The organism is Nocardia sp. 852002-20019_SCH5090214, from assembly GCF_001665865.1.
In the GTDB taxonomy this organism is placed as follows: Bacteria; Actinomycetota; Actinomycetes; order Mycobacteriales; family Mycobacteriaceae; genus Nocardia; species Nocardia nova.
Window position 1 is genome coordinate 20299 of the sequence record NZ_LZMK01000182.1, and the last position, 12026, is coordinate 32324.

Annotated in this window: 8 protein-coding genes; 6 read left to right on the forward strand and 2 right to left on the reverse strand. The window is 68.1% G+C overall.

Translation table 11 applies throughout. The features are described from left to right. Positions 1 to 43 precede the first annotated feature (43 nt). Positions 44 to 2692 carry an FHA domain-containing protein gene (locus A5780_RS14230; protein WP_064908661.1) on the reverse strand — a complete coding sequence of 883 codons (2649 nt, stop codon included), beginning with the start codon at positions 2690 to 2692 and terminating at the stop codon, positions 44 to 46. A gap of 111 nt (positions 2693 to 2803) precedes the next feature. On the opposite strand from A5780_RS14230, the gene A5780_RS14235 reads away from it, so the two are divergent. Beyond that, complete coding sequence (locus tag A5780_RS14235) at positions 2804 to 4249, forward strand: hypothetical protein (RefSeq protein WP_063012594.1); 1446 nt, start codon at positions 2804 to 2806, stop codon at positions 4247 to 4249. A gap of 35 nt (positions 4250 to 4284) precedes the next feature. Here A5780_RS14235 and A5780_RS14240 read toward each other — a convergent pair whose 3' ends face one another. Continuing rightward, positions 4285 to 5583, reverse strand: a complete 1299-nt coding sequence (locus A5780_RS14240) for an FHA domain-containing protein (RefSeq protein WP_063012592.1) — start codon at positions 5581 to 5583, stop codon at positions 4285 to 4287. 153 nt (positions 5584 to 5736) lie between these two features. Between A5780_RS14240 and A5780_RS14245 the strand changes: the two genes are divergently transcribed. The 5 genes from A5780_RS14245 to A5780_RS14265 all read left to right on the forward strand — a co-directional run. Next, positions 5737 to 6936 carry a hypothetical protein gene (locus A5780_RS14245; protein WP_063012590.1) on the forward strand — a complete coding sequence of 400 codons (1200 nt, stop codon included), beginning with the start codon at positions 5737 to 5739 and terminating at the stop codon, positions 6934 to 6936. A gap of 75 nt (positions 6937 to 7011) precedes the next feature. Then, positions 7012 to 8430: a type VII secretion-associated protein gene (locus tag A5780_RS14250; protein WP_064904505.1), complete on the forward strand. Its 1419-nt coding sequence runs from the start codon at positions 7012 to 7014 to the stop codon at positions 8428 to 8430. 139 nt (positions 8431 to 8569) lie between these two features. Continuing rightward, positions 8570 to 9778, forward strand: a complete 1209-nt coding sequence (locus A5780_RS14255; RefSeq protein WP_064908662.1) for a hypothetical protein — start codon at positions 8570 to 8572, stop codon at positions 9776 to 9778. Then, entirely contained in the window at positions 9775 to 11019 is a 1245-nt protein-coding gene (locus A5780_RS14260; protein WP_064908663.1) for a hypothetical protein, read from the forward strand. The genes A5780_RS14255 and A5780_RS14260 overlap by 4 nt, the downstream gene beginning before the upstream one ends. 76 nt (positions 11020 to 11095) lie before the next feature. Then, a partial coding sequence (locus tag A5780_RS14265) for a serine/threonine-protein kinase (RefSeq protein ID WP_156769501.1) occupies positions 11096 to 12026 on the forward strand: 931 nt, incomplete at its 3' end.

The following is a 12026-nucleotide window of genomic DNA, read 5'->3' on the forward strand; positions in this document are numbered from 1 at the left end:
ATTAGTGCGGACATCCCTTGTCGACGCTCGTTTCCGGACCCGTTCACGCGGCCGACTTCTTCAGCCGCAGACGCCACCACGTCAGCGTGGACAGCGCCGCGGTGAGCACGATCAACATGCCGGCGTCGAGGAACCAGAAACCGGGTTTGTGCTGCCAGATCGCATCGGGCTGGGCGTTGACGAACAGGGTCCGCAGATCGATGGTCGAGGCGCCGCCGGCGAATCCCCAGCGCGACGGGAAGACGTACGAAAGCTGTTCCAGCACCACGCGATCGGTCACCGGAATCATGCCGCCGGCCATCACCAGCTGACACATGATCATGACCACCAGCAACGGCATGACCTGTTCGTTCGACTTGGCCAAGGTCGACAACAACAATCCGACGACCACACACGTCACCGCCGTCAGCGCGATATCGACGTACAACTCGATACCGCCGGACGGGATGAGCGCCCCCTTCCCGGGCGGATTCTTCCCGGCCAGCACGATGGCCACCAGCACCGCGGACTGCAGCAGCGCCGCGACACCGAAGACCATCACCTTCGCCAGCAGATATGCCGAGGGCAGCAGGCCGACGGCTCGCTCCCGCAGGAAGATCGGGCGTTCCCCGACCAGGTCGCGGACGGTCAGCGTCGACCCCATGAAGCACGCGCCGAGGATGAGCACGACCAGCAGCTGCTGGGACTCACTTCCTCCGGTGAGCTGCGGATGCAACTGGCCGTCCGGGCCGAGAATCGGTGGGGCGGCCGCGAAACCGTTCTTACCCGGCACGACCAGGCACAGCACACCCAGCACGAACGGGAGGACCACCAGGAAGGCCAGGTAGCCGCGGTCGGCGAGGATCAGCCGGACCTGCCGCCGCGACAGTGTCGACAGTTGTTTCCAGCCACTGGATTTCGGCGGCTGCCCCATCACGCCGCGGGGCACGGCCGGCGGTGGCGGTGGCAGCGCCGCCTGCCGGGACCGGTAGTTCGCGAAGGCGCGATCCGGTTCGGCGGCGACCCGCGCGAAGATCTCCGCCCAATCGCTGGTCCCGAGAAAGTCGCCGACCCCGGCCGGATGTCCGCAGAACGCGGTCTTGCCGCCGGGCGCCAGCAGCAGCACCTGATCGCACATGTCCAGGCAGGCCACCGAGTGGGTGACCACGATGACGGTGCGCCCGGCGTCGGCCAGTTCACGCAGCATGGTCATGACCTGCCGGTCCAGCGCCGGGTCCAGGCCGGAGGTGGGTTCGTCGAGCAGCAGCAGGGCCGGGCCGGTCAGCAGTTCCAGCGCCACGGAGGCGCGCTTGCGCTGACCGCCGGAGAGCCGGTCGACGCGGGTATCGGCATGTTCGGTCAGCGACAGTTCCTTCAGCACGCCGTCGATGACCTGCTGCCGATCGGCCTTCGAGGAGTCCGGCGGCAGCCGCAGTTCGGCGGCGAATCCGAGTGCCTGGCGCACAGTCAGCTGGCGGTGCAGCACATCGTCCTGCGGGACCATGCCGATACGACTGCGCATGGCCTCGTATTCGGCGTGCAGATTGCGGCCCTCGAAGGTGACCACACCGGCCGACGGATGTGTCGTTCCCGCAATGAGTTTCGACAGTGTCGACTTACCGGCGCCCGAGGGTCCGATGAGCGCGGTCAGGGTGCCGCGACCGGCCTGCATGTTGACGTCCACGAGCAGCTGCTTGTTGCCCTCGACGACGAAACCGACGCCGTGCACGCTCAATCCCTGTTCGGTGACCGGCTTCTTGCGGTGTTTCAGCGTGCCTTCCTGCACGACGAAGTCCACGTTGCCGATGGTGACGATATCGCGTTCGCGCAGCGCCACCCGCTGCTCGCGGCGGCCGTTGACGAAGGTGCCGTTGGCCGAGCCCACATCCTCGAGGACGAGGCCCTCGCCGCTCTTGACCAGGCGGGCGTGCCGCCGCGAAGCCAGCGGATCGTTGACGACGATCTGGTTGTCGCTGGTGCGGCCGATGGTCAGGCCGCCGGCCGGAATGCGGTCGGCCCGCGCGATCGGCGCGGTCGAGGCCCGCGCACGCACCGGCGGCAGTGCCGAGGTGTCGGCCTTGGTGGTCATATTGACGTTCGGCACACCGCCGGAGCCGCGGGCCGCCGGAATCGGTTGAGACGGGCGCTGATTCGGCCGCGGCGCGGGCCGCGAGGGCGGCTGCGGCGCAGCCGGGCGGCGCATCTGCCCGGATTGCGGTGTGGGATGGGACGGTTGCCGCTGCTGCTGACCCCCACCGTGCTGACCCCCACCGTGCTGACCCCCACCGTGCTGAGTACCACCGTGCGGGCCGCTGCCACGCGGCCCCGCGTCCCGGACAGGCGGATTCGGCGCACGGCCCGGCGACTGCGCCCGGGCGGGCGGTGCGGGCGGCCGGAGTTGCGCCTCCGGCAGCAGATGAACCAGCGGGCCCGTGATCGCGTCGCCGAGCCGGACCAGCATCGGCCGATCCACCGGGACGGGACGCGTGATCCGCTGGGCGTCCACGAAAACCCCGTTGGTACTGCCGTTGTCGGCGAGCACCCAGGCGCCCCCCTGCCAGCCAAGTGTCGCGTGCACACGAGAGACCAGCGGACTGTCGACGAACACCGTCACCTCGGGCGCGCGGCCCAGGGTCACCTGCTGAGTGTTTTCGAAGATCCGATCGGTTCCCTCATGGCGCACGGTGATCTTCTGCGCCCCCGGTAATGACATGAGCCGGATAATATGCGATGGCCGTGACATCGGTGGGGCTCGAACGTGCCCCCGATCGCCGGGGGCGGCGCAGGTGACGCAGCGACTACCGGCCCGGGGAGGGATGGGGAGATGGCGAAACGCCCGGTGACGGCGACCCTCGCCGTACTGGTGCTGGCGGTCGGTCTACTGGCCGGGTGCACCATGACGACCGGTGGGCACGCCGTATCCATCTACGACGACCCGTTCCAGGTCGCCGGACTGCCCACCACCAACGGCCCCAGCGGTCCTCGTTCCGGTGTTCCCGATTCCCCGCTGACCGCGACGGGCGGTGACAAGGGCGCGGTCGACACGTTGGCGCTCAACGCCATCGACGATATCCAAAGTTATTGGCGCGGTGAGTATCACAACGAGTTCGACGGCGACTTCACCCCCGTCACCAAGTTGTATTCCTGGAGCGCGAAGGCGCCACGCTCGCAGGAGACGCAGTTCTGCAAGGACACGACCTATCACCTGGTCAACGCGGCCTACTGCCGGCTGGACAATTCCGTCGGCTGGGATCGCGGCGTACTGCTGCCCATGATGCAGGACAGCTTCGGGAAGATGGCCGTGGTGATGGTGCTCGCGCACGAATACGGCCACGCCATCCAGACGATGTCGCGCATCGTCACCGCGAAGGATCCGGTCATCGTGAAGGAGCAGCAGGCCGACTGTTTCGCCGGCGCGTTCATGCGTCACGTCGCCGAGGACAAGGCCGCGCATTTCACGATCAACACCTCCGACGGCCTCAACAACGTGCTGGCCGCGACGGTCGCCATCCGCGACGCCAATCCCGAGGATCCGGAATCGGTGCACGGCTCGGCCTTCGAGCGGGTGACCGCGGTGCAGATCGGTTTCACCGACGGCCCCAAGGGCTGCAAGGCGATCGATATGAAGGACATCGATCGCCGCCGCAAGAATCTGCCGCAGTCCTTCGGCGACGACGTCAATCGCGGCGAACTGGCGATCACCAAGGACAGTCTCAAGGAGTTGAGCAAGGCGATGGCGGCGATCATGCCGATCCCGTCCGAGCCGACCTACGACTATCACGGCGCCCTCATGCACTGCAGCAACGGCGCCGACACCGTGCCCGTCACCTACTGCCCCGCGACGAATACGATCGGCACCGACATTCCGGCCCTCGCACAGCGCGGCGCGGCGGATACCGATGAGCAGGACGGCTTTCCGACTCGCGTCGGCGGCGACTACAACGCCTACGTCGTGTTCGTCTCCCGCTACGCGCTCGCGGTGCAGCGCAGTGCGCACCAGCAGTTGACCGGAGCGAAGACCGGTCTGCGGGCCGCCTGTCTGTCGGGCGTGATCACCGCGAAGCTCGCCGATCCGCGTCGCGATGCCGGCCAGGGCGATATCGCGCTGTCTCCCGGCGATCTCGACAAGGCGGTTTCGGGACTGCTCAGCGATGGGCTGGCGGCCAGCGATGTGGAGGGCAAGACGGTGCCGAGTGGCTTTTCCCGGGTGGACGCGTTCCGGGCCGGTGTGCTGGGCACACAGGAGATCTGCGAGGCGCGCTACTCCTGACGCGCTGCCTCCCCCGGCCGCGTCGCTACGGTCGCTCAGCCGAACGGCGGGGGCGCGGCCGGCTCCAATCGCAGTACGCGGTTGCCGAGCTGGATCTCCGAGCCGTGGGCCAGCACCATCGGCTGATTCGGTTGCAGCCGAATCCAATCGCGATATCCGGCCGGCCGGGCCCGGGTGCCGTTGGTGGAGCCCCGATCCACGACCGTGATATCCCAGTTCATCAGCCGGATTTCGGCGTGGGCCCGCGACATTCCGCCGGAGGAGTCCTCGATTTTGACCGGCACCAGACCGCGCTGGGCGGCCTCGGAGTTCTCCGGGTCCCGTCCGATCACGGCGTCGGCCGCCAGCAGATAGGTCATACCGTCGTCGAGTACGAGCATGCCCAGCGGCGGCCGGACGACTTCGACCGGTTGCTGCGTCTGGTCGACCGGCATTCCGCAGACCGTGCAGAACGCCGAGCGCGGATCGCTGGGATGAGCCCGAGCGCAGGTGAATCCCATCACCCGCACGGCCAGCGAGGTCGCGCGGGCGGTCGCCTCCATTCGGCGTTCCAGTTCGGGATCGGGACCGGGGGCGGGATTCGTACCGCGCAACCGGGTTTCGGCCAGCCGAGGATCCTCCGCCGGTTCGGGACGCGATATCCCTTGCCGCGCATCGGCTTCCGGTGTCCGATCCGGTCGGGTCGGGGGTGGGGGCAGTTGCGGTTCGGGCCGCTGCGCGTCCAATTGCGACGTGGGCGAGGGCTCGGCGCGATGGTGTGCACCGGCGGCGGGACGGGCGACACGATCACGCGCGCGGGTCCGCTCGCCCTCGAACCAGACCACCGCACCCGCGGCGGCTGCCACGCCCTCCACCAGGGAGCCGATGCCACGTTCGGGCAGTTCCGGAATCCGGCCGTGCTCGTCGTCGATGAACAGCGCCGCCGCGCGGGCCGGCGGTTCGGTGAACCGGTCGACGGTGAAGGCGGCATCCACGCCGCGGTAGTACTCGACACCCCGGGCGCCCGCGAGTACCGCGGTGACCGAGCCGTGCAGGAAGATCGCCACTCCACCGGTATCCGAGCCGGACAGAATTCCGAGGTCGACCGGGCTGCCGTCGACCTGTTCGGCCTCCTGCATCAGCCAGCGGGTAGCCTCGCGCGCGATGATCCGCCCGGGTCCTTGTGGGGCATGCTCGGACGCCTCGGACACCAACTGCGCCAGCGCCTCGGCGGCCCGCATCGCCGGCGCGTCGGGGTGAACCCGGCCGCGACCACGATGCGCGACGACCACGACGGCCCCCGCGACACGCACGACGACATGGTTACCGGCGACAACCTCGACCTGCCGATCCATCAACGGAATCGGCCTCCGAGCGAGATCAGCGCAGCGGTCAACACACGGACAAGGTTAAGGCAATCGTTGTCCATGAGTCCCCGCTGTCGGGTCCGGTCCGGTAATTTCGATGTCGGAGAACCGGGAGAGAGCACCGGGAGAAGGGGGCGGTCCATGGGCCGGACGATTCGCAGATCTCTTGTTTTCACCTGCGCCGCACTGCTTGCCGCGCTGACCGGTTGCGGCGTGCAGGGAACCCCGACCGCCGCCGAACTGGATGTCCGCACGCTCGACGTCGGTCCGTATCCGGTCGACCGCCACAGCTACGACGCCACCGCGGGCAGCAAGGGCGCGCTGGCGGAGGGGATGCGGATGTCGCAGGCCGTGGTCCCGGCCGTTCGCATCGACCCGTCGCTGACGGTCGGCGCCGGCGGGCGAGTCGTCGCCGACAGCACCGAGGCCACCCGTCGCCTGCTGGCGGCGGTCTCCAAACCGGTGCTCGACCGCAACAAGATGATCGTCGCCTATGTCGCGGCGGGTTCCGACAAGCCGGGCTCGCTGGACAGCGCGGCAGCGGCGACCTCGGTCACCGATCTGGTGCTGCGTTTCCCGGACGAGTCCGCTGCCCGGCAGGCCGCGCGCGAACTCGAGGATGTCGACTTCGGTGTGGCACCCGACCTCAATCGCAAACTCGCACAGCCGAAATACCCGGATGCCTATATCCACTACCGTCCCGGGATCCCCACCATCGGCACCTTCATGGCCTACAAACAGTTCGTGATCTCGCTGTTCATCGAGCGGCCTCGCTCCGAGGAGGCCGACCTGCTGGCCTGGGTCCAGAAGACGCTCGACGCCGAGGTGCCGGCACTCGATCACTTCCAGGCGACGGCGGCCGGCGGCCTCGACGCGCTGCCGGTGGATCCGGACGGCCTGCTCGCCCGCGCCGTCGTGCGCGACCGCTCGAACCGCACACCCGATGCCGATCGCTTCGCGGTCTATGCCGCATCGGCATTCGTCCACATCTCCTCCGACGAGACCACACGCCAGCGCCTCGTCGACGACACCGGCATGGATGCCATCGCCGTCGCCGACAACAGCTCGGTGTTGCGCGTCCGCGACGCCGATGCGGGGGCGCGCATGATCAAAGGGCTGATCTCCGGTTCCGGTGAGCAGTACGAGCCGGCCGACGCGCCCGAGACGGTGCCCGGGGCCAAATGCCTGACGCTCAACAGTTCGGGAGATCCCCAGAAGGACAGCCGTTTCCGCTGCTACGTGCCCTACCGGCGATACGTGGAGGTCGTCAACGCCAACAGCCGCGAAGATATAGATCAGCGGGTCGACGCGGCGTATGCGTTGCTGGCCAACAACTTCTGACCGAGCCCGGGCGGCGCGGGAGCGTCACCGTGCTGGAGTACTATGCCGCGAGACCCAGCCTGGAAGGGGGAGCTGATGTCCACGGTCGATCTGATACTGACCGACAGCCGATTGTGGGCGCGCAGCGAATCCACTCATTGGGACGGCGCTCCCTCGGTGGTCCCCGCCAGCGACGGCGCGAGTCTCGTTGTGGGAGAACCACTTCAACCGCCCTCCCCCGCCGTCTCGGTGGTACGGCTGGCCGCAGCGGACCGCATCGCCTTCGTCCCGATGCTGCCGACCGTCGCCGACGCCTTCGCCGCGATCTTCGGCGCGGTGCTGACGAATCTGCGGCTGCCCAGCGCGTGTGAGCGGCTCACGGTGGTGAGCCCGTCGGAGTGGGGCACGCGCCGCCGCGCCGCGCTCGAGGCCGGCGCCCGCCGTCTGGCCGGCGAGATCAGCGTCGAACCGCTGGCATTGCGGGTGGCCGGACTGTCCGCGAGCACCTCGCAGCAGCAGCGCATCGCGGTGGTGGAACTGAATACGCTCACCACGACCGTCACCCTCACCGGCCGTTCGGGCACCGAGACCTGGATCGAGGCCTGCGAATACGAGCCGACGATCGGCTCCGCGGACCTGGCCGAGGGACGCGGCGTGGAGGCCGTCGTCGATGTCGTCGATCGACTGCTCGGCGGCCGCAAACCCAGCTATCTCGTGGTCGTCGGCGCCGCCGAACCCGCACTGCTCGACGCGATGCGCGCGGAACTGTCCCGGCGCTACGGCTTCGGTGTCGACCTGCGCGGGATGTCCGGTGTGGATCTGGTCCGGGGCGGGCCCGCGGTGTCCCCCGCGACTCGCCCCGCGCAGTTCGCCCCGCAGACACCGTGGGTCGGCTCGCTGCACGAGCATGCGGCCGCGACCGCGCCGCCACCGAAGCGCCGCACTCCCCTCTTCATCGGCGCCGCTGTGTTCGCGGTGATCGTCGCCGCGGTGGCGGCCGCCGTGGTGCTGACCCGATCCGGCGGCGAGTCGCAGACGGCCGAATCCACCGGTACGCACCCGTCCCCCGTCGCCTCACCGACCGCGGCGGCGGCACCGCCCGCGGAGTCCTTCGGGCGGGTCGAGGCGGTGGTCCCGGCGGGCTGGCATATCACCAATCGCTCCGGCGCCCGGGTCGACCTCTCCCCGAACGACGGTGCGCGGGAACGTATTTCGCTGGTCCAGAAGGATCTCGCCGCGGGCTCCGGCATCGAGGACGTCGCCGCCACGCTCGAAACCCAGATCGCCAAACGACCGGCCGGCACGGTCGGGCCGCTGCAGCGCAACGTGATCTTCGGCGGCCGCCCCGGGCTGTCCTACGAGGAAACTCCCGGCGACGGCACCACGGTGCGCTGGCAGGTGCTGGTGGATTCGGGCCTGCAGGTCAGCGTCGGCTGCCAATATCCTGCCGGCGACTGGCAGCCCATGGCCGCAGTGTGCGAGAAGTTCGTCGGCGATCTGCGGACGGGGGCCTGACACCCCGCCCACAGCGACGCCCGCACATCGGGTGCCGCCGCCGGTGAAGGGCACCCGTCGGAGACGGGTGCTATCTTCTTCGCAGCGTCGGCCGAGCAGGCACCTGTGTTCACCGGCGTGGAGCCTGTGGGAGGGGACTATGCGAAATTCCGTGCGTGTGCTGGCCGCTGCCGTGGCCGCGCTGGCGCTGGCCGCGACGGGATGCGGCTCCGATCCGGCTCCCCCTCCGGCCGCCGAACCGACCGTCGATCTCAGCGGTCTCGACGTGGGACCGTACGACGCCACACCGCGCGATATGGGCAAGCCCGCCAATCCGGGTCAGGCCGCATTCTTCGAGGCGGAGCGACTCGGCAGCGCGATGCCGCTGCCGATGGATATCGACCCGGCCTTCACCCACACCGGCAAACTCGACACCCTGGTCTTCCTCGATCCGAAGACGTCGGTGATGAAGGACTTCACCGACCTGGGCAACTTCGCCGAAGACGCCCCGGACCTGATCGGCGGCTTCGCGTCCTACGGCCGCGACGACCCGGACAACCTGGGAAGCGAGCTGGTCAACGCGGCCATGATCTTCCCGACCGAGCAGCGCGCGACCGAGGTCGCCGTGGCCCTGGAGCGGCGCGATTTCGGCCGGGACCCGCAGACCCAAGCGGTCGCCATCCCCAATTATTCGCTGGCGCATGCACATTGGGTGCCGACCAAACAGGCGATCAGCAACTGGTATCCGGCGGGTCGGCTGGTCGTCTTCACCGCGGTCTACGACCAGGCCAAGAACTGGTTCAACAAGGTCGATCTCCCGGCGCTCGTCTCGCGTGTGCAGAAAAGTCTCGACACCGTCGCGCCCGCGCTCGCGAAGTTTCAGCCGACACCCCCGGACAAACTGATGGACCACCCGATCGACATCGACGGGATGCTCGGCCGGACCATGATCCGGCCGAAGGAGGCGACCGGCGAATGGCTCAACCCGCCCGGTGTCTACCTCGGACATGCCGGGCTGCACTTCAGTAGCGATCCGGGCGAGTCCCGGGCGTGGTACGACCGCGACGGCGTCGACCGCTTCGCCGATTACGGCAACGAACTGTACCGAGCCCGCGATGCCGTGGCCGCCGCGGATATTCGCGACGAATTGGGCGGAGCGGAAAAACATTTCAAGCAGGCGGCGTCCCCGCGGAATCTTCCGGTCGCGAAATGCCGGGAATACAACGGCAAGGAGATGTTGGCCGTCCGCTTCTACTGCTCGGTGTACTACGGCCGATACGCCTCGCTGGCCTGGGGCGAGCAGTTACTGGATGCGCAGCAACGCATTTCGGCCCAGTACACCATCCTGGTGAAGGCGGATCCGAAATGACCACACGATTCGTCCGGGCGGCGGCCGCCGCGGCCTGCCTCGGCGGAGTTCTGGCGGCGACCGGGTGCGGCGCGACCGTCGGCGGCTGGGCCGGTCCGTCGGAAATAGATGTCCGGAAGCTCGATGTCGGCAACTACGATGTGCGGCCGCTCGATATCCACGTGGACTATCGGCCGGGCTTCGTCAACGCACCCGAGGCCGCCGGCATGCGCCTCGCCGAGTACGTGGTAACCGCGGACCAGGTCGACCCGTCGCTGACGAAACGCGAGAAGGCGGGCAGCTTCTCCGCCGGCGTCCTGCCCGATGCGCTCGGCAACGAGAACGATATGGAGGCCGTCGCCAAGCGCGACCACATGGTGTACGGATTCTCGACGGCGGCCAGCGACAAGGACGCGGGCTGGGGTTTCGCCGGCTGGCCGAAACCCGAGAAGCCCTATTCCACGGTGCTCGCACTGTCGGTCATGCAGTTCGACGACGCCGCAAGCGCCACCCGGGCCGCCACCGATTTCTACAACGCCGATTTCAACGCCTACAAAGACCAGAACCAGCCGGTGCCACTCGCGAAATATCCTGATGCGCACGCCCATTGGCTCCCCGGAGCACCGTCGATCCGCTCCTTCCTCGCGCACGGCTCCTATGTGGTGTCGGTACTGGCCCTCACTCCGACACCGAACCTGAACAGCCTCACCTCGCTCACCGAGAAGGCCCTGGACGTCGAATTCCCCCTGCTGGACCGGCTGCCGCCGATTTCCGACGAGGACACGGTCAAACTTCCCTGGGATCCGGACTACCTGCTCAGCCGGGCGCTCAATACCGGTCAGTCGGGGCGTCCCCAATACGGCGACGACAACGGCGTATTCGGTCCGCACGGAATCCTGCACTACATGTCCGATCGAAAGGCCGCCGCGCAGAGCGTCGCCGCCCTGAAGGCCGACGAATTCGCCAAAACCTCCGACGCTCTGGTGGTGCGCGCCGCCGACGGCGCATCGGCGAAGAAGGCTGTCACCGATCGCATCATCTTCCAGGGCGGTGGCCCGGCCGTCGATCCGGTTCCCCAGCTCACGGATTCGGCATGCGTAGAGAACGGTACGAAGAACGCCGACGGCGGGCTGAAGCGCTATACCTGCATCGTCGCCTACCGCAACTACGTCGGCTATGTGACCTCGAATCAGCTGGTCGACGTGCATCAACGCGCGGCCGCGCAGTACGCCCTGTTCGCCAACAGCCAGTGGCAGCCGTGACTCGACCGCCCACCTCGAAGTCCAGTAAGCTCCGCGACGATACGCGGCCCGCCGAACTACCAGGAGTTTGTTACTGATGGTGATGAGTCCCGGCACCATCGTCGGTGGGTATCGGATCGTTCGCCAGCTGGGCGCCGGTGGGATGGGCACGGTGTATCTCGCCAAACATCCCAGCCTCCCCCGCATGGACGCCATCAAGGTGCTCAGCGGTGAACTGTCGTCCAACCACGAATTCCGGGGCAGATTCGAACGCGAGGCCAATCTCGCTGCCGGCCTGGATCATCCGAATATCGTCTCGGTCTACAACCGGGGTGAAGAGCACGGCCAGTTGTGGATCGCCATGCAGTACGTCGACGGCACCGACGCCTCGGCCGAACTGGCCCGCGACCCGCATTCGATGACTCCGCTGCGCGCCCTGCGCATCGTCACCGAGGTCGGTAAGGGCCTGGACTACGCGCACCGCCGCGGACTCCTGCACCGCGACGTCAAACCCGCGAACTTCCTGCTGTCGACCCCCGAGGACGATGACGAGGAACGCGTCCTGCTCACCGATTTCGGTGTCGCCAAATCCGCCGACGACGCCACCGAACTCACCCAGACCGGCAGCTTCGTCGCGACGATCGCCTATGCGCCGCCGGAACAACTCCAAGGCATGGCGGTCGACAGCCGAGCCGACATCTACAGCCTGGGTTGCGCGCTCTACAAGCTCATCACCGGCCAGAACCCGTATCCCGCAACCCAACCCGCGATGGTCATGATGGGGCACCTCTACGAGCCGCCGCCTCGCGCCACCGCCGTCAATTCCGGGCTACCACCGGCGATCGACCACGTCTTCGCGCGCGCCCTGGCGAAGAATCCCGCCGACCGCTTCAGCAGCTGCCGCGAACTCACCGACGCCGCCGCGAACGCCCTCACCCCCGGCCACAGCCCGATCCGCTCCTTGTTGACCCCCGCAGCGGCCGCGATGCGGTCCACGCGCGCACCTGCCAGCCCGCGCTCACCGAATT